The organism is Bradyrhizobium sp. USDA 4452, assembly GCF_054063575.1.
The window spans coordinates 4,361,714-4,387,422 of record NZ_JBSSGK010000001.1 but is presented as its reverse complement, the minus strand read 5'-3'; the positions used below and the strand labels follow the sequence as shown (position 1 = coordinate 4,387,422).

28 protein-coding genes, 1 tRNA gene and 1 pseudogene are annotated in these 25,709 nt (G+C 64.7%); 13 read left to right on the top strand and 17 right to left on the bottom strand.

Translation table 11 applies throughout. The annotated features are described in order from the left end of the window. Window positions 1–2: 2 nt before the first annotated feature. A complete protein-coding gene (locus ACVISU_RS21065; RefSeq protein WP_456708191.1) occupies window positions 3–1,229 on the bottom strand; it encodes an aminotransferase class I/II-fold pyridoxal phosphate-dependent enzyme in 1,227 nt (408 codons plus the stop codon). 182 nt (window positions 1,230–1,411) lie between these two features. On the opposite strand from ACVISU_RS21065, the gene ACVISU_RS21060 reads away from it, so the two are divergent. Further along, a complete protein-coding gene (locus ACVISU_RS21060; RefSeq protein WP_456708190.1) occupies window positions 1,412–1,882 on the top strand; it encodes an NUDIX hydrolase in 471 nt (156 codons plus the stop codon). Window positions 1,883–2,026: 144 nt separating this feature from the next. Further along, entirely contained in the window at window positions 2,027–2,800 is a 774-nt protein-coding gene (locus ACVISU_RS21055) for a GGDEF domain-containing protein (protein WP_050401312.1), read from the top strand. A gap of 216 nt (window positions 2,801–3,016) precedes the next feature. On the opposite strand, the gene ACVISU_RS21050 is transcribed toward ACVISU_RS21055, so the two are convergent. From ACVISU_RS21050 to ACVISU_RS21015, 8 genes are all read right to left on the bottom strand, one after another. Further along, on the bottom strand, window positions 3,017–3,421 hold the full coding sequence (locus tag ACVISU_RS21050; protein ID WP_456708189.1) for a GFA family protein: 405 nt from the start codon (window positions 3,419–3,421) through the stop codon (window positions 3,017–3,019). Between the two features lie 201 nt (window positions 3,422–3,622). Next, window positions 3,623–5,071: an ammonium transporter gene (locus ACVISU_RS21045; protein ID WP_050401314.1), complete on the bottom strand. Its 1,449-nt coding sequence runs from the start codon at window positions 5,069–5,071 to the stop codon at window positions 3,623–3,625. 40 nt (window positions 5,072–5,111) lie between these two features. Further along, entirely contained in the window at window positions 5,112–5,450 is a 339-nt protein-coding gene (locus ACVISU_RS21040) for a P-II family nitrogen regulator (RefSeq protein ID WP_029080945.1), read from the bottom strand. 316 nt (window positions 5,451–5,766) lie between these two features. After that, complete coding sequence (locus tag ACVISU_RS21035) at window positions 5,767–6,369, bottom strand: ATP-dependent Clp protease proteolytic subunit (protein WP_456708188.1); 603 nt, start codon at window positions 6,367–6,369, stop codon at window positions 5,767–5,769. 53 nt (window positions 6,370–6,422) lie between these two features. Beyond that, window positions 6,423–6,776, bottom strand: coding sequence for an SRPBCC family protein (locus ACVISU_RS21030; RefSeq protein WP_456708187.1), 354 nt, complete (start codon window positions 6,774–6,776; stop codon window positions 6,423–6,425). Continuing rightward, window positions 6,773–7,087, bottom strand: coding sequence for an ArsR/SmtB family transcription factor (locus ACVISU_RS21025; RefSeq protein ID WP_016841428.1), 315 nt, complete (start codon window positions 7,085–7,087; stop codon window positions 6,773–6,775). The genes ACVISU_RS21030 and ACVISU_RS21025 overlap by 4 nt, the downstream gene beginning before the upstream one ends. A 148-nt stretch (window positions 7,088–7,235) precedes the next feature. Continuing rightward, complete coding sequence (locus tag ACVISU_RS21020; protein WP_050401347.1) at window positions 7,236–8,552, bottom strand: ammonium transporter; 1,317 nt, start codon at window positions 8,550–8,552, stop codon at window positions 7,236–7,238. 142 nt (window positions 8,553–8,694) lie between these two features. Next, window positions 8,695–9,033 carry a P-II family nitrogen regulator gene (locus tag ACVISU_RS21015; protein ID WP_050401317.1) on the bottom strand — a complete coding sequence of 113 codons (339 nt, stop codon included), beginning with the start codon at window positions 9,031–9,033 and terminating at the stop codon, window positions 8,695–8,697. Between the two features lie 305 nt (window positions 9,034–9,338). Between ACVISU_RS21015 and ACVISU_RS21010 the strand changes: the two genes are divergently transcribed. Then, on the top strand, window positions 9,339–10,229 hold the full coding sequence (locus ACVISU_RS21010) for a DUF4339 domain-containing protein (RefSeq protein WP_456708186.1): 891 nt from the start codon (window positions 9,339–9,341) through the stop codon (window positions 10,227–10,229). 3 nt (window positions 10,230–10,232) lie between these two features. Here the strand turns inward: ACVISU_RS21010 and tesB are convergent, their stop codons facing one another. Then, complete coding sequence (gene tesB / locus ACVISU_RS21005) at window positions 10,233–11,093, bottom strand: acyl-CoA thioesterase II (protein WP_456708185.1); 861 nt, start codon at window positions 11,091–11,093, stop codon at window positions 10,233–10,235. A gap of 213 nt (window positions 11,094–11,306) precedes the next feature. Here tesB and ACVISU_RS21000 point away from each other — a divergent pair, with 213 nt between their 5' ends. Further along, entirely contained in the window at window positions 11,307–12,527 is a 1,221-nt protein-coding gene (locus ACVISU_RS21000; RefSeq protein ID WP_050401320.1) for a ubiquinone biosynthesis hydroxylase, read from the top strand. Between the two features lie 28 nt (window positions 12,528–12,555). On the opposite strand, the gene ACVISU_RS20995 is transcribed toward ACVISU_RS21000, so the two are convergent. The 3 genes from ACVISU_RS20995 to ACVISU_RS20985 are packed head-to-tail and all read right to left on the bottom strand — an operon-like array spanning window position 12,556 to window position 14,247. Next, entirely contained in the window at window positions 12,556–13,467 is a 912-nt protein-coding gene (locus ACVISU_RS20995; protein ID WP_456708184.1) for an alpha/beta hydrolase family protein, read from the bottom strand. Beyond that, entirely contained in the window at window positions 13,467–13,664 is a 198-nt protein-coding gene (locus tag ACVISU_RS20990) for a Trm112 family protein (protein ID WP_018269337.1), read from the bottom strand. The genes ACVISU_RS20995 and ACVISU_RS20990 overlap by 1 nt, the downstream gene beginning before the upstream one ends. Before the next feature lie 46 nt (window positions 13,665–13,710). Beyond that, complete coding sequence (locus ACVISU_RS20985) at window positions 13,711–14,247, bottom strand: TetR/AcrR family transcriptional regulator (protein ID WP_456708183.1); 537 nt, start codon at window positions 14,245–14,247, stop codon at window positions 13,711–13,713. Between the two features lie 93 nt (window positions 14,248–14,340). On the opposite strand from ACVISU_RS20985, the gene ACVISU_RS20980 reads away from it, so the two are divergent. The 4 genes and pseudogenes from ACVISU_RS20980 to ACVISU_RS20965 all read left to right on the top strand — a co-directional run bounded on the left by ACVISU_RS20980 (window position 14,341) and on the right by ACVISU_RS20965 (window position 18,588). Then, window positions 14,341–14,691: a hypothetical protein gene (locus ACVISU_RS20980; protein ID WP_456708182.1), complete on the top strand. Its 351-nt coding sequence runs from the start codon at window positions 14,341–14,343 to the stop codon at window positions 14,689–14,691. A 313-nt stretch (window positions 14,692–15,004) separates the two neighbouring features. Further along, window positions 15,005–17,539 carry a bifunctional diguanylate cyclase/phosphodiesterase gene (locus ACVISU_RS20975; RefSeq protein WP_456708181.1) on the top strand — a complete coding sequence of 845 codons (2,535 nt, stop codon included), beginning with the start codon at window positions 15,005–15,007 and terminating at the stop codon, window positions 17,537–17,539. A gap of 186 nt (window positions 17,540–17,725) precedes the next feature. Then, window positions 17,726–18,010 carry a PepSY domain-containing protein gene (locus tag ACVISU_RS20970; RefSeq protein ID WP_456708180.1) on the top strand — a complete coding sequence of 95 codons (285 nt, stop codon included), beginning with the start codon at window positions 17,726–17,728 and terminating at the stop codon, window positions 18,008–18,010. 34 nt (window positions 18,011–18,044) lie between these two features. Beyond that, a pseudogene (locus ACVISU_RS20965) lies at window positions 18,045–18,588 on the top strand (cytochrome b/b6 domain-containing protein). 17 nt (window positions 18,589–18,605) lie between these two features. Here the strand turns inward: ACVISU_RS20965 and ACVISU_RS20960 are convergent. Both ACVISU_RS20960 and trxA read right to left on the bottom strand, forming a co-directional pair. Further along, a complete protein-coding gene (locus ACVISU_RS20960) occupies window positions 18,606–19,280 on the bottom strand; it encodes an LON peptidase substrate-binding domain-containing protein (protein WP_050401328.1) in 675 nt (224 codons plus the stop codon). Between the two features lie 30 nt (window positions 19,281–19,310). Beyond that, a complete protein-coding gene (gene trxA / locus ACVISU_RS20955; protein WP_456708179.1) occupies window positions 19,311–20,231 on the bottom strand; it encodes a thioredoxin in 921 nt (306 codons plus the stop codon). A gap of 209 nt (window positions 20,232–20,440) precedes the next feature. Here trxA and ACVISU_RS20950 point away from each other — a divergent pair, with 209 nt between their 5' ends. From ACVISU_RS20950 to ACVISU_RS20930, 5 genes are all read left to right on the top strand, one after another. Further along, entirely contained in the window at window positions 20,441–20,896 is a 456-nt protein-coding gene (locus ACVISU_RS20950) for an SRPBCC family protein (RefSeq protein ID WP_456708178.1), read from the top strand. Window positions 20,897–21,056: 160 nt separating this feature from the next. Next, window positions 21,057–21,131: transfer RNA gene (locus ACVISU_RS20945), tRNA-Gly, on the top strand. A 275-nt stretch (window positions 21,132–21,406) separates the two neighbouring features. Next, window positions 21,407–21,550 carry a hypothetical protein gene (locus tag ACVISU_RS20940; protein ID WP_456708177.1) on the top strand — a complete coding sequence of 48 codons (144 nt, stop codon included), beginning with the start codon at window positions 21,407–21,409 and terminating at the stop codon, window positions 21,548–21,550. 268 nt (window positions 21,551–21,818) lie between these two features. After that, entirely contained in the window at window positions 21,819–23,096 is a 1,278-nt protein-coding gene (locus ACVISU_RS20935) for a PQQ-dependent sugar dehydrogenase (protein WP_050401332.1), read from the top strand. A gap of 182 nt (window positions 23,097–23,278) precedes the next feature. Next, window positions 23,279–23,857: a c-type cytochrome gene (locus ACVISU_RS20930; RefSeq protein ID WP_050401333.1), complete on the top strand. Its 579-nt coding sequence runs from the start codon at window positions 23,279–23,281 to the stop codon at window positions 23,855–23,857. Window positions 23,858–24,067: 210 nt separating this feature from the next. Here the strand turns inward: ACVISU_RS20930 and panE are convergent, their stop codons facing one another. Continuing rightward, complete coding sequence (gene panE / locus ACVISU_RS20925) at window positions 24,068–24,988, bottom strand: 2-dehydropantoate 2-reductase (RefSeq protein ID WP_050401334.1); 921 nt, start codon at window positions 24,986–24,988, stop codon at window positions 24,068–24,070. 103 nt (window positions 24,989–25,091) lie between these two features. Continuing rightward, the gene (locus ACVISU_RS20920; RefSeq protein ID WP_456708176.1) at window positions 25,092–25,697 is read right to left on the bottom strand and encodes a DsbA family protein; all 606 of its coding nucleotides are present in this window, start codon (window positions 25,695–25,697) and stop codon (window positions 25,092–25,094) included. Between the last annotated feature and the right edge of the window lie 12 nt (window positions 25,698–25,709).

Here is a 25,709-nt window from a genome sequence, read left to right as displayed (position 1 = left end):
GATTAACCCAGGGTTTCGACCAGGCGATGCATCGCCTCGGCCGTCGATTCACTGTCGGAGACCAGCGCAAGGCGGATATAGCCAGCGCCCGGATTGGAACCGTCGCTCTGCGTGCGCGCCAGATAGCTGCCCGGGATCACCCGAACGCCGGCGTCGCGATAGAGCCTGACGGTCGTCTCCTCGTCGCCGCCGCGATCGGAGACGTCGAGCCAGACGCAGAAGCCGCCGGCGGGACGCTTGTAGCCGTAGCGGTTGCCGAGGATCTGGTCGGCGAAATCGAACTTGATGCGATAGAGCCTGCGATTCTCCTCGACATGCACCTCGTCGCCATAGGCGGCGACCGCGACATGCTGCAGCGGCACCGGCACCTGCGGCGCGGCGACGTTGCGCAGCTCGAGGAAGGCGGCGAGAAACTTCCGGTCGCCGGCGGCGAAGCCGACCCGCATGCCTGGCAGGTTCGAGCGCTTAGACAACGACTGGAACGCCACGACATTGCGGAAGTCGGGCCCGGCGCATTCCAGCATGCTGCCCGGCGCCTCGCGCGTGTAGATCTCCGAGTAGCACTCGTCGGACAGGATCATGAAGCCGAACCGGTCGGCGAGCTCCTTCAGCCGCACGAAATAGGCGCGCGAGGCGACCGAACCTTGCGGATTGGCCGGCGAGGCGATGAAGAAGGCGACGGTGCGGGCCCATGTCGCCTCGTCGATCGCATCGAGGTCGGGCAGGAAACCGTTGGCGAGCGTGGTCGGCAGCTGGATCTGCTCGCAGCCTGCCGCGCGCGCGCCGGCGCCATAGGCCGGGTAGAATGGATTCGGCATCAGCACCGCCGGCCGTCCCTTGCGCGGGGCGACGTAACGCGCGGCTGTGATCGCGGCAAAGAACAGCCCCTCGCGGCTGCCGTTGAGCACCAGCACCTCGTTCTCGGGATCGACCGGACGCGGCAATTGGAACCGGCTCGATAGCCAGGTCGCGACCGCGCGGCGGAACGGTTCGATGCCCTTGGCCATCGGGTAGCGGCCGAACTCTGCGGTGTGCCTCGCCAGCACCGGCCCGACGAAGTCGGGCACCGGATGCTGCGGTTCGCCGACCGACAGTGTAATCAAGGGCTTAGCCGGCTGGTACGGCGCCAGAAGTTCGGTGGTTCGCACGAATGGGGAGCGCTCGGCCTGGCCGGCGGATGTGGCATCGGCGGCGCCCTGCGCCACGCCGGATGAGGCGGTCATTGCCATGATTGAAAAGCCAGCACTTTCACTGCGGTCGGAGGGGTGGGGGGAGCCGACCGTAAACCGATCAAATCACCATAGATAGGGCGAGGTTAAGACGCGATTAACCATCGGCGGCGCGCCAGGATGGGCTGCGGCGTGATAGCAGTGCTCACCCAAGAAAGACCGCATCGAAATTGCTCCGAGACATGATCCACCGCCGCGCCGTCAGGGCGCTCATCATCACCGGCGAACGCGAGGTCCTGCTGATGCGGATCCGCCGGCCAGAGGGGGATCGCTTCTGGATCGCGCCCGGCGGCGGCATCGAGGGCGACGAGACGCCTGAAGCGACGTTGCAGCGGGAGCTGGCCGAGGAACTGGGCCTAGTCGATTTCGAACACGGCCCCGCCGTCTGGCGGCGTCATCACACCTTCGATTGGGACGGCCGGCGGATCTCCCAGAAAGAAGAGTACCGGATCGTCCACGCCGATCGATTTGTGCCTGTGATGGCCGATGTGGCCGAAGCGAGGGTGCTGGATTGCTTCCGCTGGTGGCCAATCGCTGATCTGGCCAGCGCGGAGGAGCGCCTCACCCCGCTGTCGCTCGCCAACATCCTCGAAAGCTATCTGCGCGACGGCGCGCCGAGCGAACTGCCAAATGAGGAAGTCTTGGTCGACTGACAGAGCTTGCCGGTCATTGCCGCGCATTCGAGTGATCCGCTTTACCCGCCATTAAGGCCGGCGCGCCGCGTCACGAGTTCCTTCAGCAATTCGCAACACAGCACGCCGAATGATCCCGCGTATTGCGAGGATCTGCAGACGGACATGACCATCAGGATCGAGACCCGCGGCGACGTTCTGCGCCGCACCTGCAAGGTGATGGTGATTGCCGCCGGCATGACTGCGATGATGTCCTTCACCATCGGCATGCTGGTGTTCGGCCGCGATCTGTCCGCGCCGATCACGGTCGGCCAGATGCAGCTGTTCGGGCTCACCGCCGGCGTGTTCATCTCGATCGCGCTCAGCGGCGCGATGTCCTATCGCGCCGGCCTGTTGATGTTGGAGCTCGCGCAGACCCGGCGCGAGCTGGCGCAGATCTCGCAGACCGACCAGCTGACCGGCCTGTTGAACCGTCGTGGCTTCGACACCGAGGCCGCCGCCGCACTCGACCAGGCGCAGGCGAATGGCGCGGCGGTCGCGGTCCTGATGTGCGACATCGATCATTTCAAGTCGATCAACGACCGCTACGGACATGAGATCGGCGACAGGGTGCTGGTCGAGATCGCCGACGTGCTGCGCCAGTTCGCGAACCGGCACGGCGCGCTGGTCGCCCGCTACGGCGGCGAGGAATTTGCAGCCGTCGTGACCGGCCTGACCCACGAGCAGGTCGCGCACGGTGCCGAGGAGATCCGCCGCGACTGCGCAGGCCGCACCATCCTCGATGGCGTGACCCTTCTGCCGGTGACCATCAGCATCGGCTTCACCTTGAAGGACTCCGGCTTCGACCTCGGCAATCTGATGCGAACCGCCGACCAGGCGCTCTATGCCGCCAAGCGCCACGGCCGCGATCGCGTCGAGCACGCCCGCGACGCGGCGTGAGCTTTGCTCGTCACAGCTAAGCGGGTGAGGATCCGGTCTCTCCACGAGTAGCGATGCGCGCGGCGCCCCCATCCGGACCTTCCCCCTTTCAGGGGGAAGGAGAAGAGGACCGTAGCCCGGATGAAGCGCAGCGAAATCCGGGGCGGTCTTCCCTGCGGCGATACCGTTCCGGATTGCGCTTTGCTGAATCCGGGCTACGCATGCGACGTGTGACGACTACCGCGCCGGCAGCTTCTCGAACGACGGCTTGCCTTCGGGCAGATGGTGGAAGGTCTGCTTGTCGCAGGTGTAGATCGTCATCTGCGGGGTGAATACGCTGGGATCGTCGAATGTGCCGACCTTCAGGATCGTGGCGGGCAGGCCGGGCACCTTGGTCACGAGATGGGTGCCGCATTCCGGGCAGAATTCGCGCGTCACGGCGCGCTCGAGGTCCTTCCGGGTGAACTGCTTGGGCTCGCTGGCGGTGTATTTGAAGCCGGTGGCCGGCATCGCCATGAACATGTTCGGTCCGCCACCGGTGATGTACTGGCATTCGCGGCACAGGCATTGCGCCGCCATCATCGGTTCGCCTTCGGCCTCATAGCGCACGTTGCCGCAATAGCACCTGCCTTGCACCTTCATGACGTCCTCCCTTTCTTGTTATTGGTAGCCTGTCGTTTCACAATGACGGGCAATTCCGACATTATTTTCTCAAGCCGCGGAAAAAGAAAGGGGCTCCAACTTGCGCTGGAGCCCCTCAACGGTCCGGACATTGCCGGGTATGTGCCCGGACCGTAGTTCTGGGAACGACCGCTTGGGGAGGTCGCGCCCCGGGAGAACCTCTTACATGTTGTAGGCGCGCTCCGTGTGTTCGGTGATGTCGAGGCCTTCACGTTCGGTCTCGACGTTGGCACGCAGGCCGACGATCACGTCCACGATCTTGTAGAGGATCGCCGAACCGATGCCCGACCACACCAGCGTGGTGGCGACGCCCCAGCACTGCGAGATCATCTGCGCCGCGAAGTCGTAGTCGGCAACCTTCGGCGGGATCGCGGTGTAGTCGATGATCCCCGCACCGCCGAGCGCCGGGTTGACCAGGATGCCGGTGCCCAGCGCGCCGATGATGCCGCCGACGCAGTGGACGCCGAACACGTCGAGCGAGTCGTCATAGCCGAGCGCGTTCTTCACGACCGTGCAGAAGAACAGGCAGACCACGCCGACCACGAGGCCGAGGACGATGGCGCCCATCGGACCGGCATAACCGGCCGCCGGCGTCACCGCCACGAGGCCCGCGACCGCGCCCGAGAGCGCGCCGAGCAGCGAGGGATGGCCCTTGATGATCCATTCCGCGAACATCCAGGCCAGCGCCGCCGCAGCCGTGGCCACGAAGGAGTTGGTCATGGCGAGCGCAGCGCCGCCATTGGCTTCGAGGTTGGAGCCGGCGTTGAAGCCGAACCAGCCGACCCAGAGCAGCGAAGCGCCGATCATGGTCATGGTCAGCGAGTGCGGAGCCATCAGCTCCTTGCCGTAGCCGGTGCGCTTGCCGATCAGGAGCGCGCCGACGAGGCCGGCGATGCCGGCGTTGATGTGCACGACGGTGCCGCCGGCGAAGTCGATCGCACCCTTCTTGAAGATCCAGCCCGCATCGGCATTGACCGCGTCGAGGGCGGCCTGCGCCTTCGTCTTGGCATCGCCGTCAGCCGCGGCGGCAAGCGCCTTGGCGGCATCCTGGATCGCGTCCGGGCCCGGCCAGTACCAGACCATGTGCGCGATCGGGAAGTAGATCACGGTGACCCAGATCGGGATGAACAGCGCGATCGCCGAGAACTTCATACGCTCGGCAAAGGCGCCGACGATGAGGGCCGGCGTGATCGCCGCGAAGGTCATCTGGAAGCACATATAGACGAGCTCCGAGATGTTGGCGTCGACCGAGAAGGTCGCGGCCTTGGAGTCCGGCGTGACGCCCATCAGGAAGGCCTTGGAGAAGCCGCCGATGAAGTCGGAGCCGCCGGTGAAGGCGAGGCTGTAGCCGTAGAGGGCCCAGAGCACGGTGACGATGCAGACGGTGTAGAACACCTGTGCCAGCACCGAGAGCATGTTCTTGGAACGAACGAGACCGCCATAGAACAGCGCGAGGCCCGGGATGGTCATCAACAGCACCAGCACCGTCGATGTCAGCATCCAGGCGTTGTCGCCCTTGTTGACGGTTGGCTCGGCGTAGGCGGCGGTTGCGGCGAACAGGCCGACTGCGAGGGCCGCCAGTCCCGCGCCATAGGGACGCTTGAACGTCATGTTATTTCACTCCTGAGGTCTTAAAGGTTTGAGCGCGAAATCAGAGGGCCGCAGCATCGGCCTCGCCGGTGCGGATGCGTACGGCGTGCTCGAGGCTGATGACGAAGATCTTGCCGTCGCCGATCTGTCCGGTCTTGGCGGCGGAGGTGATGGCGTCGATGGTCTTGTCGACCTGATCGGAGGCGACTGCGACCTCGATCTTGATCTTGGGCAGGAAGCTCACCGCATATTCGGCGCCCCGATAGATTTCCGTGTGGCCCTTCTGACGGCCGTACCCCTTGACTTCCGTCACCGTGAGACCGTGAACGCCAATGGCGGTCAGGGCGTCACGGACCTCTTCCAGTTTGAATGGCTTAATGATCGCCATAACAATTTTCATGAGTCCTATCCCCGCTTGGGCCCGGTGCGAACGAACACCGGGAGTTTCGACTGAGGTTCACCACGCGGAGGACATCCACTACGCGGGCACAGCCGGGACCCTTAGAATCAAATGCCGTGCCAAACGGCTCCGGTTCGCTAATGGATTATGAATCCGGACCTTTTCCCGCATTGCGGGAGCTCGGTGCTGCTGCGCTATTCCGTCGCGCCTAAAATCTAATCAGATTGGCCTAATTCGTGAGCAAGCCAGGGTCTGGACACAATTCTGCTCAGTCGCGGTGCAGGCCACGGTATTGAGATAAGGAAATGCCGGGCCATTAGGCGGCGTCGCGGGCTGCAAAAACCTTGTCGATCAATCCCCATTCGAGCGCCTGCTCCGCGGACATGAAGTGATCGCGGTCCAGCGTCCGCTCCACGTCCGCCTCGGTGCGCCGGCAGTGCTGCGCATACAGCCGGATGATGCGCCGTTTGGTCGCCTGCATCTCGGCGGCATGGATCTGGATGTCGGAGGCCTGGCCCTGGAAGCCGCCGAGCGGCTGATGCACGTGGAGGCTGGCATTCGGAAGCGCGGCGCGGTGACCGGGCTCGCCGGCCATCAGCAGGAACGATCCCATCGACCGCGCCGTGCCCATGCACAGCGTGTGCACTGGCGCCTTGATGAACTGCATCGTGTCGTACATCGCAAGCCCGCTGGTGACCACGCCGCCATAGGAGTTGATGTAGAGGTTGATCGGCTTGTTCGGGTTGTCGGCCTCGAGGAACAGCAGCTGGGCGCAGACCAGCCCGGACATCGCATCATTGACCTCGCCGTTCAGGAAGATAATGCGCTCGCGCAAGAGTCTGGAATAGATGTCGAAGGAGCGTTCGCCGCGCGACGACTGTTCGACGACCATCGGGACGAGTTGCATCATGTCGCGCATCGGCGACCTCCCTTTTCAGCAGGTGGTGAAGTCTCAGCGAGTGAAGCGCGGGATCAGGCCGCGCGCATCAGCGTGCGGCTGTTGCTGTTTGCCGCTTGCGGCTGGTTTGCGCGCTGGTCGCAGGCTTGCTGGATGATGCGAAACCGGGTGCCACCGGCCTCGTTCGGCTCGATCCGGAAGGTGACGTCGCTCTCGCGAAACGGCGGCTCGGCATCGCGCAGCCGGTAACGCACCTCTTCACCCGTGATCGATGATAGAGGTTCAGCGCCGGCGAGATCGCAGTCCGGCAGCCAGCGCTCGCGCAGGGCTGGGATGGTGACGGCGCGCCATACCTTCTCGGGCGGTGCGTCGAGCTCGTATTCGATCACCAGAGCTGCGTCCGCGTCAGGCTCAACCGTGTTGCTCATTGATCCATGTCCTTCAGGAGGTCGGAGAGCGCCTCGATGCGCTTCGGCCAATAGGCGCGATAGCGGGCGAGCCAGGTCCCGATGCTGGCGATCCCGTCCGGGTCGACTTCATAGTTGACGAAGCGGCCCTGCCGCTGCTCGCGCACCAGTCCGGCCGCGCGCAGCACTGCCAGATGCTGCGACATCGCCGGCTGGCTGATCTCGAGTCCGTCGCGCAAGGCGCTGGCGTTCAGGCTGCCGCCGGCCAGCTTCTCAAACACCTTGCGGCGGGTCGGATCGGCCAGTGCCTTGAAGATATCGGTATCGACCATGCCAACACATAAGCACATACTTATGTGTCGCGCAAGCCTGAACCGTCACGTGAAGCGTGAGTTTCGCGGCGCCCGGGTACTGTGCATGGGGTTGTTTTACGAATTTGTCCCGGCAGCGCCCATCTCGTCCGCGACACGAGCTCGGCTGCTACTGGAGCGCTTCACCGTGCTGCGAGATGTCGAGACCCTCCAGCTCCTGCTGCATCGAGACGCGCAGCGGGACGAAGGCGCTGACCAGCTTGAGCAGCACGAAGGTGATGCCGCCGCACCAGACCAGCGTGACGACGACGCCGTAGAGCTGGATCAGGAGCTGCCCCGGATTTCCCTCGAGCAGGCCCGACGTGCCGCCGATCGCGGCGGTGGCGAAAATACCCGCGAGCAGCGTGCCGGTCAGGCCGCCGATGCCGTGCACGCCGAACACGTCGAGCGAGTCGTCGTACTGGAAGCGATGCTTCAGCCAGGTGCAGGCCCAGAAGCAGACCAGGCCGGCGATGATGCCGATGATGATGCCGTGCCACGGCGCGACGAAGCCGGATGCCGGAGTGATGGTGCCGAGCCCGGCGACGGCGCCCGAGATCATGCCGAGCACGGACGGCTTGCGGCGCGTCGCCCATTCGATGGCGCCCCAGGTCAGCGCGCCGGCGCAGGCCGCCAGGTGCGTTGCGGTGATCGCCATCACCGCGCGCGAATTGGCCGCCAGCGCCGAGCCGCCGTTGAAGCCGAACCAGCCGACCCAGAGCAGGCCGGTGCCGACCACCGCGAGCGACAGGTCGAACGGCGACAGATTGTCATGGCCATAGCCATGCCGGTTGCCCATCACCTTGGCCGCGACCAGGCCGCTGATGCCGGCGGACAGATGCACGACGAGGCCGCCGGCGAAATCCATCACGCCCATCGAGGCGAGGAAGCCGCCGCCCCACACCCAATGCGCCAGCGGCACATAGGCGAAGATGAACCAGCCGATCGAGAACAGCACATAGGCGGAGAACCGCATGCGGTCGGCGACCGAGCCGGCAACCAGCGCCACCGTGATGATCGCGAACGTCATCTGGTACAGCATGAACAGCGCTTCCGGGATGGTCTTTGCCGCCGGATTGACGCTGTCCATCGTGATGCCGGCCAGGAACCAGCTGTCGAGCGAGCCGAGCCATGGACCGGTGCCGACGAAGGTCAGCGAATAGCCGAAGATGACCCACAGGATCGAAATGATCGCGACCGCGGCGAGGCTCTGCGCCATCGTCGCCAGCACGTTCTTCTTGCGCACCATGCCGGAGTAGAACAGCGCGAGCCCCGGGATCGTCATCATCAGCACCAGCGCAGTGGCGACGATCATCCAGGCGGTGTCGGCGGGGTTGATGGCGGAGGCGCCGGAGTCTTGCGCCGACGCCGGCGTGCCCCACGAGAGCAGCATTGCAGCGGTGATCGGCGCAGCTGATATCGCTGCACGAAGAGCTCGTGCCCCCATCATCATTCCCCGGCGTGTCGTGGTTTGTTTACGTTGCTTTTGGTGTGTGCCGGCATCGCTGGCGGCGGTGATCTAGTTTCTTTGTTTGAGCATGGTCTTTTCGGAAAACCGGCGTCCACTTTTCCGGACCATGCTCCGAGACTCAGAGCGCGTCGTTGTCGGTCTCGCCGGTGCGGATGCGCCGGGCGTGATCGATAGGCGTCACGAAGATCTTGCCGTCGCCGATCTGGCCGGTGCGGGCGTGCTCGGTGATGACGCTGACCGCCTTCTCGGCGAGCGCGGTGTCGACGGCGATCTCGATCCTGAGTTTGGGCAGGAAATTCACGACGTATTCGGCGCCGCGATAGATCTCGGTGTGGCCCTTCTGGCGGCCATAGCCCTTCACCTCGGTCACCGTCATGCCGTGGACGCCGATCGCGGTCAGGGCCTGGCGCACCTCATCGAGCTTGAACGGTTTGATGATCGCGACGACGAGTTTCATGGTTCAGGCCTTCATTCCCTTGAGGTTTTCCGTGTGTGCCCGTCCCCGGAGCGGCACTTGCCGTGTCCGAGCCTGCATGTCCCACCGCCAGAGCGGCAGTTTGCCGCCACCAAATCTGGCAGCTTTCTGGGCAAATGGCATAAAAAAGTTGCAGGTTGAAGGGGAAAACGTACGCAGCGCGTGAACTCCGTCACTGTACGGGACGACAACCGCAGGCCAGAATATGGCTTTCCCGCCCCGGCCGGCGCTCCCGCTGGCTCGCTCTCGCCACAGCGCGTGCACCCGCGCCCCGAGGAATCAAGAAAATGTCGAATCGAAACTGGTTTTATGCATCCGAAGGCCAGCAAAAGGGCCCCTTGCCTGAAGCTCAGCTCCGCGACCTGATCACCCGTGGCATGGTGGGCGCCGATACCCTGGTGTGGACCGAGGGCATGGCCGGCTGGCAGAAGGCCGGGGAGATCCCCGGCCTTGTTCCGAGCGCCGGTGCGCCGCCGGCGTTCCCGCAAGCCGGCGGACCGCCGCCGGTGGCCGCATCCGGCAGCTATAGCGGCGGGGCGCTCTCGGCCGACTTCCCGATCTGGGGCCTGTTCGGGCGGAGCCTGCTGATGTTCATCGGTCAGATTTTCGTCATCCCGGCGCCGTGGACCGCGACCGGCCTGTATCGCTTCGCGATTCCCTATATCCGCGTGCCGGGCCGGCCGCATCTCGGCTTCACCGGGCAGCCGCTCGACATCTGGTACGTCTTCATCGTGCTCGGTCTTTTGACCTATGCCGGAGCGGCCAACAGCAACATCGTCACGCTGCTCTCGCTGCTGCTGCAGGGCTTCCTGAGCTGGATGATCGTTCGCTGGATCTTCAGCCGTCTCAGCTCGAGCGGCCAAGAGCTGCCGATCTCGTTCAAGGGCAGCCCGGCCGTGTATGTCGGCTGGTACGTGCTGATGGTGGTCGCGGCTATCACCATCATCGGCTGGGCCTGGGTGATGACGGCGTGGTTGCGCTGGATCTGCCGCAACGTCGAGGGCACACGCCGCGAGGTCACCTTCAATGCCTCGGGCCTCGATGTGCTGTGGCGAACCATCGTGTTGACCGTCGGCTTCGGATTCCTGATCCCGATTCCGTGGGTGCTGCGCTGGTACGCCAACTGGTTCATCTCGCAATTCGCGCTGACCGAGCGCGGCGCCTACGCAGCTAGCTAAGGATTACTTGCGTTCGCGCACCGAGCCTTCTTGTGCGACGGACGCCACCAGCGTGCCGTCGGGCTTGAAGATCTGGCCGCGAGTCAGGCCGCGGCCTGACTGTGCGCTCGGCGAATCCTGCGCGTAGAGCAGCCATTCGTCGGCGCGGAACGGGCGGTGAAACCACATCGCGTGATCGAGGCTCGCCGGCATCATGCGCCGGTCGAACAGCGTGCGGCCGTAGCGCGCCATCACGGCATCGAGCAGCGAGAAGTCCGACGCATAGGCCAGCGCGCACAGATGCAGCGCCGGATCGTCGGGCAGTTTCGCCGCGGTGCGGATCCAGACATGGATGCGGCCGTCGTCGATCTGCTGGCCGAAATAGCGGCCGAGCTCGACCGGGCGCAGCTCGATCGGCCGGTCGCTCTCATAGTAGCGGCGGATGAACTCCGGCATTTCCTTGAACATCGGCTGCTTCGAGACTTCCTCCGCGGTCAGCTTCTCCGGCGGCGGCACGTCGGGCATCTTCTCCTGATGATTGAAGTTGCTCTCTTCCTCGGCGTGGAACGAGACCATGATGGAGAAGATCGCGTTGCCGTGCTGGATCGCGGTGACGCGGCGGGTGGTGTAGCTCTTGCCGTCGCGCAGCCGCTCGACCTGGTAGATGATCGGAATTTGCGGATCGCCCGGCAGGATGAAATAGCAATGGATCGAGTGCGGCAGCCGGCCCTCGACGGTGCGGCAGGCCGCGACCATCGCCTGGCCGATCACCTGGCCGCCGAACACCCGCTGCCAGCTCGTCTTCGGGCTGTTGCCGCGGAACAAATTCACCTCGAGTTGCTCGAGATCGAGGATGGACAACAGGTCGATCAGGCTCTTGGACATGGGGCTCTCTTTCGTCATTCCGGGGCTCGCGAAGCGGGAGCCCGGAATCCATTCATCCACGGAACATGCGGCCTGATGGATTCGGGCTCGTGCTGCGCGCGCCCCGGAATGACGTTCGTTAAGGTCGAGGACCTTGTTTCTGCCCCCTGTTTCGCCCAGCTAATATCAGGTAGCAAGCACAGTCTGACGGCGCGGGGCGCGTAAGGAAAAGGCATGCCGGCACAACGAAGTATCGTGATCTGCGGGGGCGCTTTTGCGGGGCTGGCGCTGGCCGTGGCGTTGCGTCAGGGGCTTGGGCCGGACGTTCCGGTGATCGTGGCGGATCCGGCGCTGAGCCAGCGCCCGAGCCGCGATCCGCGCGCGACCGCGATCGTGGCGGCCTGCCGGCGGCTGTTCGAGACCCTCGGCGTCTGGGGGCAGGTGGCGCCGACCGCGCAGCCGATCACCGACATGGTCGTAACCGATTCGAAGCTGGAGGATGCCACCCGTCCGGTGTTTTTGACCTTCGCCGGCAACGTCGAGCCCGGCGAGCCGTTCGCCCACATGGTCGAGAACCGCTATCTGATCGATGCGCTGGCGACCCGCGCCGAAGCCGAGGGCGTCGAGTTGCGCGCCACCGCGGTGTCGAGCTTCGACGCGCGGCCCGACGGCGTCAGCGTCCGGCTGGCCGACGGCACCGATATCGAAGCGAGCCTCTTGGTCGCCGCCGACGGCGCGCGGTCGAAGCTGCGCGAGCGCGCCGGGATCGCGACCCATGGCTGGGACTACGACCAATCCGGCATCGTGGTCACCGTAGGCCATGAGCGCGAACATCACGGCCGCGCCGAGGAGCATTTCCTGCCTGCCGGCCCGTTCGCAATTTTGCCGTTGACCGGCAACCGCTCGTCGCTGGTGTGGACCGAAACGCGCAAGGATGCCGCGCGCATCACGGCGCTGAGCGAAGAGGAATTCCAATCCGAGCTCGAGCGGCGCTTTGGTTTGCATCTCGGCGAGATCAAGCCGCTCGACAAACCGCGCGCATTCCCGCTCGGCTATTTCGTCGCGCGCTCGTTCATCGCCGAACGCCTGGCGCTGATCGGCGATGCCGCGCATGTGATCCATCCGATCGCAGGACAGGGGCTCAACATGGGCCTGAAGGATGTCGCGGCACTGGCCGAGGTCGTGGTCGATGCGGCACGGCTCGGCATGGATCTCGGACAGGCCGACGTGCTCGAGCGTTATCAGCGCTGGCGGCGCTTCGACACGATGGCGATGGGCGTTGCGACCAACTCGCTGAACTTCCTGTTCTCCAACGAATCGACACTGCTGCGCACCGTGCGCGATATCGGTCTCGGCCTCGTCGATCGCGCGCCGCCGCTCAAGAGCATGTTCATCCGCCAGGCCGCAGGATTGTCAGGCGAAGTACCGCGGCTGCTGAAGGGCGAGGCGCTGTAGGGCTACGGCTTCACCGCGCATCCGCTCACTACTGTGAAATGAAGCCGGCCACCGCGTCGATCAGGTCGGGATCGAGCGGACGCTCCGGCTCATTGTAGCTTGCCACATCGTCCGCCGCGTCGGTGACGTCGACCAGCAGGTGATTCATCTCCGGCAACCACAATGATGTGGCCGCGATATCGGCGGTGGTCAGCGCGAGGAAGTCGAGCCGCGCGAGCTGATGGTCGCGGCCGCCCGCGACGATCAGCGTCGGCCCGGTGATCTTCTTCATCGGATCGATCGGATCCTCGGTAAAGGCGGATGCAATGGCGGGCTGCATCGCAGGCGCGATCGCCAGTCCCGCCGGAGGCGGATCGACGATCTGCCCGGCCATGATGTCGTCGATGGCCTTTCCGACCGGTGCGAATTTGTCCGGTGGCAGCTGCTTTTCGAGCTGCGCCTTCAACACGACGCCCTGCTTGCGCGCCGCCGTTGCCAGCAGCACCAGCCGGTCGATCGGCGCGCGCTGCGCGGCGAGGATCGCGACCAGGCCGCCCTCACTGTGCCCGATCACCGCAACATGAGCGAACCTGCCGCTGCCGCGCAGATAGTCGATCAGTGCCGCCGCGTCGCTGACATAGTCCTTGAAACGAAAGTCCTCCGGACGGCCGAACTCCTTCTTCCATTCGCCGGCGCCGCGCTTGTCATAACGCAGCGTCGCGATGCCGCGTGCGACCAGCTGCTCGGAGAGCTTCTTCAACGTCGCCGGCTTGAGCTGCGGCCCGTTGCCGTCATGGTCGGTCGAGCCGGAGCCGGCGATCAGCAGCGCCACCGGCGGTTTTGCGATGTCGGGCGGCACCGTCAGCACCGCGTCGATGGCGCCGATGCGCAGCGTGCTCTCGTCGGCTGCCACGCTCGCCACCGAGACGAGCAGCAGCAGCGTTGTGACGAGCGCGCGCATCAATCGATCTTGCGCGCCTCTTCCGGCAGCATGATCGGGATGCCGTCGCGGATCGGATAGGCAAGCTTTGCGGAGCGCGAGATCAGTTCCTGCCGCGCGGCGTCGAACTCCAGCGGTCCCTTGGTGATCGGGCACACCAGGATTTCGAGCAGTTTTGGGTCGGCGGTGCTTTCGAGATGATCAGTCGTCGAATTCATTGCGGTCTCCGGTTGCCCGTCGTCTAGCATATTCCGAGGCGGGCTGTCAGCGCTTGGTCAGGTGCAACAGCTCGTCGATCGCGGCCTGCTGGCGCGGCTTCGGCAGCGTCTGTTCGGACAGCGCGTAGCCGATGAAAGCCCAGTAGAAGATCTGCGCCCGGCCGCGCGCCACGTCGTCGGGGAATCCGGCATGCCGGAGCAGGGTTTCGATGTAACCGATGCGGCGCCGGTCGACCTCGAGCACGGCGGCGCGCGCCGCGGCATCGGCGGTGGCCCAGCTGCGCACCGCGCGTTCCAGCGCCATCCGGGCCGAGAAAGTCCGGCGCAGCAGCAGCGCCAGCGCGTCACCGCCTTCAGGAATGGTCTCGAGTTCGGCGATCACCTGCTCGGCGGCGACCTCGCGCCAATGGTCGAGGATCGCGGTCCGGTAGGCGCCGATATCGGCGAAATGCCAGTAGAAGCTGCCGCGCGAGACCCCCATGGCCTTGGCCAGCGGCTCGGCCTTGAGCGCCGTGAAGCCGTGCTTCGCCAGCGTCTTCAGGCCCTGATCGAGCCAGTCCTTGACCGAGAGCTGTTCCGTCATGGTTCCCGTTCCGCGTCTCGACCATACACAAGTGTATTGACAGGCGCCAGTCGGCGGTGTCCTATCCATACAGTACTGTATGGAGGCGTTACGATGCGTGATCTTCTGCTGCAAGGCGCCGGTGTCATCGCCATCCTGGTCAGCCTGATCCATGGCGTTCTCGGCGAGACCAAAATCTTCGCGCGCGCCACCGTCGAACCTCCGCGGCTGCGTCTGCTGCTTCGCCTCGTCTATCAGGCCGGCACGGTCGCCTGGATCGGCGGCGGCGTGCTGCTGGTCGCCGCGCCCGCGATGGCCTCCGATGCCGCGCGGCACTGGATCGTGGCCACGCTTGCCATCGTGTTCGGCAGCGCCGCGCTCGCCAATGCGGTCGCGACCCGCGGCCGGCATTTCGGCTGGATGGCGATGAGCGCCGTCGTGGCGCTCGCCGCCGCCGGCTACTAGCGCGGAAGATCATGATGATGATCGCGCCGGCCGGAGCATCACCATCACCATCACCATCACCATCGTCAGCGCTACTACTCGTGGAGACCGAACAGGGCGGGGCGTCGCTGGTCGCAACCGGCGAAACCGTCCTCGTTCCGCTCGAGCGTTGAGGGCACGCAATCGCAGGGGTGTGCAGAATCTATAGAGCCATCAAATTCCGTGTGGAATCGGCTTACGCGCGGATAACCATGCCACTGAAAGTTGTAGAAAATTATCGAGAAGACAATTCAATCGGCCTAGCTTGTCCGCGCGGACAACCATGGACCGACGCATGTTTCGTGTTCTTACGTGTCTTTCAGGTGAGCATGACTGGCGGCTCGTACTGCTCGCCGGCCTGGTCTGCTTCGTTGCGAGCATTGTCGCCGTCAACATCTTCCACCGCGCGATCGCGTCGCAGGCGAGGACGCGGCTGATCTGGATCGCGATTGCGGGAGCCGCGATCGGCTACGGCATCTGGGCAACGCATTTCATCGCCATGCTCGCCTACGAGCCGGGCGTGCCGACCGGCTACGGTATCGTCCTCACGGCGCTGTCGCTCGCGGTTGCGATGATGCTGACGTCCGGCGGACTCGGCCTTGCCGCCAGCGACTCCGGCTCCTGGCGTGCGCCGGCCGGCGGCGCGGTGATCGGAGCCGGCATCGCCAGCATGCATTATCTCGGAATGTGGGCACTGGAAGTGCCGGGCCATGTCGTGTGGTCGCTCGACCTCGTGGCGGCCTCCATCGTGCTCGGCATGCTGTTCGGTTACGCCGCGCTGTCGGTCGCGGTCCGCTATCAGGATCGCTGGATGTCGCTCGTCGCGGCGCTGTTGCTGACGCTTGCGATCGTGTCGCACCATTTCACCGCGATGGGCGCGGTCGAGATCGTTCCGGACCCGCTGCTGGCGCCGGCGGCGTTGTCGCTCTCTCCCGCCTTCCTCGCCATCGTGATCGCGGGCGTGGCGCTCTCGGTGCTCGGGATGAGCCTGGTCGGTGTGCTCGCCGATCGGCGTCTCGCGCTTCGCACCCGCCGCTTCGAGGAGATCATCAGCCAGCTCTCGCTGGCCCGGCAGCAAGTCGAGGCCTCGCAGAAGGAACTGGAAGAACAGCGGCTCCGGCTCGACACCGCGATCAACCACATGGGCGAGGGCCTCTGCATGTTCGATGCGGAGAAGCGCCTCGTCGTGTGCAACGAGCGCTACGCCAAGATGTACCGGCTGCCGCCCGAACTGCTGCTGCCCGGCACCGCCCATCGCGAAATCATCACGCATCGGATCGCCAACGGCATTCTCAAGGGCGAGACCAGCGACAGCGCCGCGACCCAGGTGCTCGCGACATTGAACGCGCTGCCGGCCGACGAGATCAGCAGCCGGGTCGACGAGCTCGCGGACGGCCGGCTGATCTGCGTGACGCGGCAGCCGATGCCCGGCGGCGGCTGGGTCGCGACGCATCGTGACGTCACCGAACAGCGGCGCTCCGAGGCCAAGATCACCCATATGGCGCAGCACGACGCGCTGACCGATCTGCCGAACCGCGTGCTGCTCAAGGAGTGGATGGAGCAGGCGCTCTCCGGCGCGCGGTGCGGCGGACCGAGCCTTGCGGTGCTGATGCTCGATCTCGACCGCTTCAAGGACGTCAACGACACCCTCGGGCATCCGGCCGGCGATGCTTTGCTCAAGTCGGTGGCCGCGCGGTTGCGCAGGTGCGTCAGCGATACCACGCTGATCGCACGGCTCGGCGGTGACGAGTTCGCAGTGATCGACTACGTCACCGATCCGGTCACGGAAGCCGGAGTGCTCGCCGAGAGGATCAGGAAGGCGCTCAGCGAGCCGATCGATCTCGGCGATCATCGGGTGACCACCACGACCAGCATCGGGATTGCGATCGCGCCACGTGACGGCACCTCCTCCGACGAGGTCCTGCGCAGCGCCGATCTTGCGCTCTACTCGGCCAAGAGCTGTGGCCGCGGCTCGTTCCGCTTCTTCGAGCCGGAACTCGACCGGCTGCTGCAAACCCGGCGCAGCCTCGAACGCGACATGCGCAGCGCGCTCGCCAATGGCGAGTTCGAGCTGCACTATCAGCCATTCATCCATGTGGCGAGCGGGGAGACCTGCGGCTTCGAGGCGCTGTTGCGATGGCATCATCCAGAGCGCGGCATGGTCTCGCCGGCGCAGTTCATCCCGCTGGCGGAAGAGACCGGCCTGATCGTGCCGCTCGGCGAATGGGTGCTGCGCACCGCGTGCGCGGAAGCCGCCAAATGGCCCGACGACCTCAAGATCGCGATCAATCTGTCGCCGGTGCAGTTCCGGAGCCCGGAATTGGTCCCGGTGATCGTGCACGCGCTGGCGAGCTCCGGCGTTTCGCCAGGACGGCTCGAGCTCGAAGTCACCGAAACGGCGATCATCCAGGACAGCGAAGCGGTGTTTGCGGCGCTCAGCCAGTTGCATGATCTCGGGGTGCGGATCGCGCTCGACGATTTCGGCACCGGCTATTCGTCGCTGAGCTTCCTGCAGAAGTTTCCGTTCGACAAGGTCAAGATCGACCGCAGCTTCGTGTCCGAACTCTCGGGCGCAACCGACGAGTCGCGCCGGATCGCGCGCGCGATCGTTCGCTTCGCCGTCAGCCTCGGCAAGACGACGACGGCCGAAGGCGTTGAAACGAGGGAGCAGCTCGACATCCTGCGCGCCGACGCCTGCGTGGAAGTGCAGGGCTTCCACTTCAGCCCCGCGGTCCAGAGCGAGAAAGTCGCTCAGATGATCGGTGGGCGGGCCTCGGCCACAGCCGAACGCCCCGCAATTCGTCTCGCAATGGTCGGTGCCGCGTCCTGAGGCGTAAGGCCGCAGCAGGCGCTCAAGCCCAAATTGCGCGTGGAGCGCAAAGCGGTTTTCGCGACCGTTAGAATTTCTCTAAAGCGTGCCGCGTTGGCGCTTCCTTGACTTGGCAATCACCTCGGCATTGTTCACGCATGTGCTCGGCGCGATGGCGTTGTGGGCATGATCGTCAACGGAGGGGAGATGCGCGTGAGAGTGATTCTGAGCGCTGTGCTTGCAGTGTGCGTTCTGGGGTTTGCGGGATCGGCAGCGTTCGCCGACGGCTACAAGACTTGTACCAAGCTCGACAAGGCGTCATGGAAGCCGGCAACCGATGCCGAAGCCAAGGCCAAGGCGGCGGGCTACGAGGTGCGCCGCTCGAAGGTCGAGGGCTCCTGCTACGAAGTCTATGGCGTCAAGGAAGGCAAGCTCTACGAGCTGTTCTACAGTCCGGAGGATCTCAGCCTGAAGCACACGATCGCCAAGTGAACCGCGAATTGAATCGCCGAGTGAAGCAGACGCGATGACGAAGGCGGCGCCCGGCGCCCGCGGCGCCACCAGCGTGCAGGTCTGGGACCTGCCGCTGCGGCTCTGGCACTGGGCGCTCGCCATCCTCGTCCTGGTCGCATGGGTGACGCCCAACGTCCATGACCGGCTGCACCGGCTGGCGGGCTATTCCGTGATCGCCCTGTTGGCGTTCCGGGTGATCTGGGGCTTTGCCGGCACCCGCTATGCGCGTTTCGGCAAGCTCGGAGTCAGGTTGCGCGCCGCGCCGCGTTTCATCTGGCGGCATCACCGGTCGCTATATCGGGCTCAATCCCGCGGGCACCGTGATGCTGGTCGCGCTGCTGCTCACGCTCGCGGTGTCCGCGATCACGGGCGCAATGGAGGTCACCGTCACCTTCTTCGGCGTCTGGTGGATCGAGGACACCCACGCCTATGCCTCGGATGCGGTGATCATCCTGGTTGGGCTGCACGTGCTCGGAGTCATCGCGGTCGGATTGCTGCAGCGTCAGAACCTGGTGCGCGCGATGTTCACCGGACGCAAGCAGCTTCGCGATCGCTGATCCGTCTGGCCGCAGCCTTACTGCACCGGCGGGTCGCCGCTGGTGCGCTTCTTGGCGAGGTCCATTTCGGTGACGGCGATCAGGATCTCGGCGCGGGTCTTCAGGTCGGGTGCCTCGAGCATCGCCTGCTTCTCGGCGGGACCGTAGGGCGACATCATCGCCAGCGCATTGACCAGCGCCTCGTTCGGCGCGGATTCGATGCCCTCCCAGTCGACCTTCAGATTGTTGGCTTCCAGGAAATCGGCGAGAACTTCCAGCAGCGCCTTGCGGTCGACGGCGTCCTCGCCCTTGCGCGCGGTGAAGTCGCCGGTGAAGGAGAAGAAGTCGACCTTGCACTGCCGGTACGGCGTCTGCACGTTCAGCTCCTCGACCACCTTGAAGCGTGCGACGCCGGTCAGTTCGAGGATGTAGCGGCCGTCGCCGGATTCGGCGAGCTGGGTGATGCGGCCGACGCAGCCGATGCGAAACAGCGCCGGCTTCGCCTCGTTCTGCGAATGCGCCACGTCGGGCTGGATCATGCCGATCAGGCGGTGACCGTCGCGCAGCGCGTCGTCGATCATCGCGAGATAACGCGGCTCGAAGATGTTGAGCGGCATCTGGCCGCGCGGCAGCAGCAGCGCGCCAGGCAGCGGGAACACCGGGATCACCTCGGGGAGCTCGCCGGGCCCGCGATATTCGGCATTGATCGGCATCTGCGGTCCCGCTGCTGTGACGGGTGTGTTTTACGAGAACAGAATCGTCGACAACCGCCTGCGCCCCTCGACGGTTGCCTCATCGGTGCCGCCCCAGGCCTCGAAGAACTGCACCAGCTGCTTGCGCGCGCCGTCGTCGTTCCACTTGCGGTCACGCTTGACGATTGCGAGCAGCTGCTCGGTCGCCTCCGTGCGCTTGTTCATTGCATTGAGCGCGGTCGCGAGATCGAACCGGGCCTGATGATCGAGCGGGTTTGCGGCGACCTTCTGTTCCAGCTCCGCGATCGGTCCGACGGACTGCGCCTGTTCGGCGAGATCGATCGCCGCCTGCACCGCCTTCACCGCGGCGTCATTGCGTTTGGCCTCCGGCACCATCGCGAGCGTCTGCTTGGCCTGCTCGACCGCGCCCGATGTGACGTAGCATTTGGCGAGGCCGGCCAGCGCCGCGATGTTGGTGGCGTCGTGCGCCAGCACTTCGGCATAGATCTGCGCCGCACCCTCGACATCGCCCTCGGCCAGCACGGCGTCGGCCTCGGCCAGGATCTCGGCGAGATTGGGCTCGCCGGCGGCGGGCACGCCCTTGGTGATCTTCTCGATGAAGGCGTTGATCTGGCTCTCCGGCACCGCGCCCATGAAGCCGTCGGCGGGCTGACCGTTGACGAAGGCGATCACGGCCGGGATCGACTGGATACCCATCTGGCCGGGAATCTGCGGATGCTCGTCGATGTTCATCTTGACCAGCTTGACCCGGCCCTTTGCGTTGCGAACCGCCTTCTCCAGCATCGGTGTGAGCTGGCGGCAGGGACCGCACCACGGCGCCCAGAAGTCGATCATGACCGGCTGGCGGCGCGATTCCTCGATGACGTCCTTGACGAAGGTCTGGGTCGTCGTCTCCTTGATCAGATCGGGCGCTGCCTGGGGCGTGGGGCCGCCCTGCTCCATTATCGTCACGTTGTCCTCGCCTGCTTCTGAGGTCGGAAATCCCGGGGGCGTTCTACCACGCTCCGAGCGGCTCGTTCAGCCGTTCTGTCAGCCTAAATGGCGGTCACCCAAGCAAAATTCAATCGTTTCCTGCCCGGCCTGTTCCATCGGAGATCGGGTGGGCCCGCGCCCCCGAACGGCCGATGATGGCACTCCTTCATCGCAGCAGGGGATCGCCCATGGCAAAGGCCTATTACAGCACCGTGTTCGAGCAGCCGGCCGGCGAGGTCTGGAAAATCATCCGTGATTTCAACAATTACCCGGTCTGGGTCCATGGCGCGGGCAGCAGCGAGATCGAGGACGGGAAGTCCGGCGACACCGTCGGGGCCGTGCGCAATGTCCTGTACCGGGAACGGCGGATCCGGCAGCGGCTGCTCGCACAGTCCGATGTCGAGCGCTTGCAGACCTACGAATTTGCCGGTCCGCCGACCCTGCCGGTGACGGATTTCAGCGCGACCCTGCGGGTGACCCCGGTGGTCGACGGCGATCGGGCCTTCATCGAGTGGTGGGCCATGTTCGATTGCGACGCGGATCGCCGCGTCGAACTGGCGCAGACGCTGACCGGCTGGTTCGAGATCTGGCTCGAATCGCTCCGCGACGAGATGGCTCTGAGGCTGGTTCCGGCCGAAACGTAAAAAGAAATCGTCGCGACGACTGGTTTTGGCCGATTCGGGGTCAATTTTTAAGGAAACCGTGCGATTTCGTGAAGTTCGGACCGCGCTCTTGTGTTGCATTCACGGACAGCATTTGGCATAGGTCTGCCGTTGCCGGCGAGCGATCGCCGCCATTTCGGATGCGGGTGTAGCTCAGTGGTAGAGCACGACCTTGCCAAGGTCGGGGTCGAGGGTTCGAGCCCCTTCGCCCGCTCCAAAACATCTCGCTGACCGAGCTGACGGTCTGATGAAGGCCCGCCCTTTGGCGCGGGCTTTTTGTTGTTCGGGCGGTGTGGTGATCTCGCGGCCAAGATGCCGCGGTCCGCGATGGGCGGTTCTGCCCGCCGCCGCGGTCAAACTGCGTTCCGGCTCCGACATGCGCCGCAACCGAAGCGCGCGAGAGCTGCAAGGCGCTCGCAGACGGATTCCGATTCCAGCGCGAGATCGTGCCGCAATGCGCGCGCCGCGTCGCCGATTGCGATCGCGGACAGCATGACGCCGTGGAGCGGCGACATCATCGCCGTCGATGGCGGCTTCGAGATCGCGGCGAACTTCGGCGGGCAGAAGCGCGGTGTCTTGTGCGGGCCGTTGCCGAAGGCACATGCGCTCGGGCGTTCGCGCCTCTCGTGGCGATAGACGCGATCGCGTGCGTTAGCTTCGTTCGAATATTACGCTGTCGCGCAGAATGCCTTCTTATCAGGCAGCCGGTGCAAGAAAATTTGGTCTCGAGTTTCGTCTCAACTTGTTTTGACGCAGCGCACACCATTGCATGCGCTTTTCAGCGTCGATGGATGTGCTACCATTTTGCCGTCTGACCTACCTCACAGACCGCCACCATCATCTCTCAGGGCGTTCAAAATCAATAACAGGCAAGCTGCAACGGCTTGCGTAGGGGAGTGACGCGATGAAATCGGCTTTCAATCGATCCATACTTGCGTTCGCGGCGATTGCGCTGCTGGCGGGGACAACCTTCGCCAATGCGCAGCAACAAACTGACAAGAACCGGGCACTGAAGAAGTACGAGTCCGGTACCAAGGAATTCTGGACCCATCCGCCGGATGACTGGTTCCTCGGCGACGAGACCGAAGCGCAGAAGGGCCTTGCCCCGCCGTCCGGTCCGCCGACCGGCGCGTCCGATGCCGAGCTCGCCACCATGATGAAGAAGATCAAGCTGCCGCCGGGCTTCAAGATCGAGGTCTATGCCTCGAACGTGCTCGCGGCGCGGCAGATGGCCTGGGGCGACAAGGGCACGCTGTTCGTCGGCTCGTTCGGCCTCGGCAACGTCTATGCGATCAAGGACAACAACGGCAAGAAGGAGGTCAAGACCATCCTCAAGGGCCTCAACATGCCGACCGGCCTCGCCTTCAAGGACGGCGCGCTCTATGTCATCGCAGTCGACAAGCTGATCAAGTACGACAACGCCGAAGCCAATCTCGACAATCTCGGCAGCGGCAAGGTGGTGTATGACGACATGCCGTCCTATGCGGCGCACGGCTGGAAATACATCGCCGTGGACAAGGACGGCTGGTTCTACATTCCGTTCGGACCGCCCTTCAACATCGGCATCCCGCCGACCTCGGTGTCGCAGATCCGGCGCGTCGATCCGAAGACCGGCAACGCGGAGATCTGGGCGCTCGGCGTGCGCAACTCGGTCGGCGGCGACGTCGATCCGCGCACCGGCAAGTACTGGTTCACCGAGAATGCCCGCGACTGGATCAGCGACGATCTGCCGAGCGACAAGCTCAACATGATCTCGAAGATCGGCGAGCATTTCGGCTATCCCTATTGCCACCAGGGCAATTTGCCGGACACCAAGTTCGCGATGGGTCACAAGTGCTCGGAGTTCACCCCGCCGGTCTACAATCTCGGCGCACACGTGGCTCCGCTCGGCATGAAGTTCTACACCGGCAGCCAATTCCCGGCCGATTACAAGAACAGCATCCTGATCGCCGAGCACGGCTCCTGGAACCGGCACAAGTACCAGGGCGGCCGCATCGTGAAGATCACCGCGAGCCCCGACGGCAAAAATGCCAAGCAGGAAATCTTCGCCTCCGGCTGGATCGAGGGTGACCAGGGCTATCTCGGCCGTCCCGCCGACATCCTGCTCGACAAGGACGGCTCCATCCTCGTCGCCGACGACTGGGCCGGTGCGATCTATCGCATCAGCTACAGCAAGAAGTAACGGTTGAACCATGCGGGGCTGCGGCGGCCGATGAGGCAACCGCAGCCCCGTTTGCTGAGACGACTACGGAACAGACTCGTCATGCCCGGACTTGATCCGGGCATCCATCCCAACAAAAACCCTTGTTCAAGTCAGATGGATTGCTGGGTCAAGCCCGGCAATGGCAGCCGGAGAAACTGACAATGCGTCATGCGTCTTTTGGAGTTCTAGCAGCGGCCATCCTGCTGGCATCGTCCGCTCAGGCCGCTGACGTTGCCGCCGGCAAGGCAAAGGCCGAAATCTGCGCCGGCTGCCATGGCGACAACGGCATCTCGCAGACCGAGAACATTCCCTCGCTGGCCGGCCAGCTCGACCAGTTCATTCAATGGCAGCTGGTGTTCTTCCGCGCGGGTGCGCGCAAGAACGAGCAGATGCAGCCGATCGTCGAGCAGCTCAACAACGACGACATCCGCAATCTCGGCGCCTATTTCGCGCAGCTTGCGCCGTTCAAGGGCGGCAAGGACGACAATCCGGACTTGTCCGAGAAGGGCAAGCAGGCCGCGGCCGGCCGCCGCTGCGCCTCATGCCATGGCGACACCTTCGCCGGCACCAAGGCGGTGGCCCGCATCGCCGGGCAGCGCGAGGAATATCTGGTCAAAGCGCTGCACGACTACAAGTCGGGACAGCGCTCCGGCGGGGCGCAGGCGGCGATGGCCGATGTGGCGTATCCGTTGAGCGACGAGGAGATCACCGCGCTCGCGCACTATCTGGCGCATTTGTGACAGCGTACTTGCGTCGCCCGAATACCTGTACCATTTGCAAAACTGCTTTGACCTCCCCTTGAAAAGGGGAGGTCGCTTTGCTCGCGAGAGCAAAGCGGGTGGGGACCGGCTCTCACCGCATGGCGCACCATCTGCGGCTGACCCCCATCCCGACCTTCCCCCTTTCAGGGGGAAAGGGAAGTCAGCGTGTCATCCGGGTCTAGATCCATGTTACGCTTGCCGCTGCTTCTCATATGCCTTGAGATGCGTGTAGGCGGTGCGCAGTTTCGGCACCGGGATCTTGGCGGCATCGGCGCGCACGATCAGGTCGCCGATCACGTGGTCGGCCTCGACCGGCAGCCCCGCCTTGATGTCGCGGAACATCGATGCGGTCATCGGCGATCCTTCGGTGGTCAGGAGTCCGCGGGTGCGCTGGAAGAACGGACCGCCCGGCATGTGGCCGGCGTCGGCGGCGATCGCGCTGCATTCGTCGAGGATGCCGAGCAGGAAATCCTGCCCGCCGGGCGCGGCGAGGATGTTGCCGACCGAGGTCCGCATCAGGCTGGTGGAGGCGGCGAGCGACGCCAGGAACACCCACTTCTCCCACATGTCCTGCATGATGTGCTCGCTGGCGGCCGCGCCATTGATCGCGGAGAAGGTCTCGGCGATCGCGCGCACCCGGTCCGACAGGCCGCCGGCGCGCTCACCGAAACCGAGCGACTGCATCGGCTGCAGCTGCACCACCTCGCGCTTCTCGTTCAGCGTCGCCGCGATCGCGCAGAGGCCGCCGAGCACGTGCTGAGCGCCGAATGTCTTGTCGAGCGCATCGAGATGCAGCATGCCGTTGAGCAGCGGGATGATCGCTGTCTTGTCGCCGACCGCTGGCGCAAAGGACTTGATCGCGTCTTCGAGATCGAACGCCTTGCAGCTCAACAGCACGACGTCGAACTTGTCCGAGAGCTTGTCGGCCTGCACGGTCGGCGGGTTGTTCAGCGTGACGTCGCCGTTCGGGCTCTTGATCACGAGCCCTGAGGAGGCGAGCTCGGAAGCGCGGCGCGGCCGGACGAGAAAAGTCACGTCGCGACCGGCCTGAAGCATCCGGCCGCCGAAATAACCGCCGATCGCACCGGCGCCGACCACGAGAACGCGCATGGGAATTTGTCCTTCTTTGTTGGTGCCTCGAAGAGGCGCAAATGGCGAATAGATAGGGATGTTAGCGCGCTATTCGCTACCTGCTATTGGCCATTCGCTCATCTCACTTTCCCGACACCAGTTCCTCGACCTCGCGCAGTTGCTCCTTGCCGAAGAAGATCTCGTTGCCGACGAAGAAGGTCGGCGAGCCGAACGCGCCACGCTCGACGGCGGCCTGGGTGTTCGCGATCAGCCTGGACTTCACGTCGGCGTCCTGTGCACGGGCGAACAGTTTTGCGGCGTCGAGACCGGACGAAGCGAGGGCTTTGCCGGCCACTTCGGGATCGTCCATCTTCTTCGGCTCGACCCACATGTGGTGGAAGGCCGCCTCGATGTATTTCTCGAATACGCCCTCGAACTGGGCGGCGACGGCCGCGCGCATCAGGTTCAGCGTATTGACCGGGAAGAACGGGTTCCACACGTAGGGCTTGACGCCAAAGCGCCTGAGGAAGCGCTCGGTCTCGATCTGCATGAATTCGGGCTTGTTCTTAACGCCGGCCAGCGTCTCGGCCGGCGACTTGTTGTTGGTGGCCTTGAAGATGCCGCCGAGCAGGATCGGGACATATTCGAACTTGACGCCGGTGCGCTGTTCGATCGCCGGGATCGCCTCGTGGCTGAGGAAGGCATTGGGGCTGCCGAAATCGAACAGGAATTGCGGATTTGGGCTCACGGCGGTCTCTCC

What these genes read in the sequence shown, in the direction of transcription:
- tesB (WP_456708185.1), bottom strand. Translation starts at nt 11,093, where the DNA reads ATGTCCAAGAGCCTGATCGACCTGTTGTCCATCCTCGATCTCGAGCAA.
- ACVISU_RS20940 (WP_456708177.1), top strand. Translation starts at nt 21,407, where the DNA reads ATGACGCCGTGGAGCGGCGACATCATCGCCGTCGATGGCGGCTTCGAG.
- ACVISU_RS21025 (WP_016841428.1), bottom strand. Translation starts at nt 7,087, where the DNA reads ATGGTCGATACCGATATCTTCAAGGCACTGGCCGATCCGACCCGCCGC.
- ACVISU_RS20995 (WP_456708184.1), bottom strand. Translation starts at nt 13,467, where the DNA reads ATGCGCGCGCTCGTCACAACGCTGCTGCTGCTCGTCTCGGTGGCGAGC.
- ACVISU_RS20980 (WP_456708182.1), top strand. Translation starts at nt 14,341, where the DNA reads ATGCGTGATCTTCTGCTGCAAGGCGCCGGTGTCATCGCCATCCTGGTC.
- ACVISU_RS21045 (WP_050401314.1), bottom strand. Translation starts at nt 5,071, where the DNA reads ATGACGTTCAAGCGTCCCTATGGCGCGGGACTGGCGGCCCTCGCAGTC.
- ACVISU_RS21000 (WP_050401320.1), top strand. Translation starts at nt 11,307, where the DNA reads ATGCCGGCACAACGAAGTATCGTGATCTGCGGGGGCGCTTTTGCGGGG.
- ACVISU_RS21065 (WP_456708191.1), bottom strand. Translation starts at nt 1,229, where the DNA reads ATGGCAATGACCGCCTCATCCGGCGTGGCGCAGGGCGCCGCCGATGCC.
- ACVISU_RS20990 (WP_018269337.1), bottom strand. Translation starts at nt 13,664, where the DNA reads ATGAATTCGACGACTGATCATCTCGAAAGCACCGCCGACCCAAAACTG.
- ACVISU_RS21050 (WP_456708189.1), bottom strand. Translation starts at nt 3,421, where the DNA reads ATGAAGGTGCAAGGCAGGTGCTATTGCGGCAACGTGCGCTATGAGGCC.
- ACVISU_RS21020 (WP_050401347.1), bottom strand. Translation starts at nt 8,552, where the DNA reads ATGGGGGCACGAGCTCTTCGTGCAGCGATATCAGCTGCGCCGATCACC.
- ACVISU_RS21035 (WP_456708188.1), bottom strand. Translation starts at nt 6,369, where the DNA reads ATGCGCGACATGATGCAACTCGTCCCGATGGTCGTCGAACAGTCGTCG.
- panE (WP_050401334.1), bottom strand. Translation starts at nt 24,988, where the DNA reads ATGCGCGTTCTCGTGGTCGGCGCCGGTGCGATCGGCGGTTATTTCGGC.
- ACVISU_RS20935 (WP_050401332.1), top strand. Translation starts at nt 21,819, where the DNA reads ATGAAATCGGCTTTCAATCGATCCATACTTGCGTTCGCGGCGATTGCG.
- ACVISU_RS20930 (WP_050401333.1), top strand. Translation starts at nt 23,279, where the DNA reads ATGCGTCATGCGTCTTTTGGAGTTCTAGCAGCGGCCATCCTGCTGGCA.
- ACVISU_RS21060 (WP_456708190.1), top strand. Translation starts at nt 1,412, where the DNA reads ATGATCCACCGCCGCGCCGTCAGGGCGCTCATCATCACCGGCGAACGC.
- ACVISU_RS21040 (WP_029080945.1), bottom strand. Translation starts at nt 5,450, where the DNA reads ATGAAAATTGTTATGGCGATCATTAAGCCATTCAAACTGGAAGAGGTC.
- ACVISU_RS21010 (WP_456708186.1), top strand. Translation starts at nt 9,339, where the DNA reads ATGTCGAATCGAAACTGGTTTTATGCATCCGAAGGCCAGCAAAAGGGC.
- ACVISU_RS21015 (WP_050401317.1), bottom strand. Translation starts at nt 9,033, where the DNA reads ATGAAACTCGTCGTCGCGATCATCAAACCGTTCAAGCTCGATGAGGTG.
- ACVISU_RS20970 (WP_456708180.1), top strand. Translation starts at nt 17,726, where the DNA reads ATGCGCGTGAGAGTGATTCTGAGCGCTGTGCTTGCAGTGTGCGTTCTG.
- ACVISU_RS21055 (WP_050401312.1), top strand. Translation starts at nt 2,027, where the DNA reads ATGACCATCAGGATCGAGACCCGCGGCGACGTTCTGCGCCGCACCTGC.
- ACVISU_RS20975 (WP_456708181.1), top strand. Translation starts at nt 15,005, where the DNA reads ATGTTTCGTGTTCTTACGTGTCTTTCAGGTGAGCATGACTGGCGGCTC.
- ACVISU_RS20950 (WP_456708178.1), top strand. Translation starts at nt 20,441, where the DNA reads ATGGCAAAGGCCTATTACAGCACCGTGTTCGAGCAGCCGGCCGGCGAG.
- ACVISU_RS21030 (WP_456708187.1), bottom strand. Translation starts at nt 6,776, where the DNA reads ATGAGCAACACGGTTGAGCCTGACGCGGACGCAGCTCTGGTGATCGAA.
- ACVISU_RS20985 (WP_456708183.1), bottom strand. Translation starts at nt 14,247, where the DNA reads ATGACGGAACAGCTCTCGGTCAAGGACTGGCTCGATCAGGGCCTGAAG.
- ACVISU_RS20960 (WP_050401328.1), bottom strand. Translation starts at nt 19,280, where the DNA reads ATGCCGATCAATGCCGAATATCGCGGGCCCGGCGAGCTCCCCGAGGTG.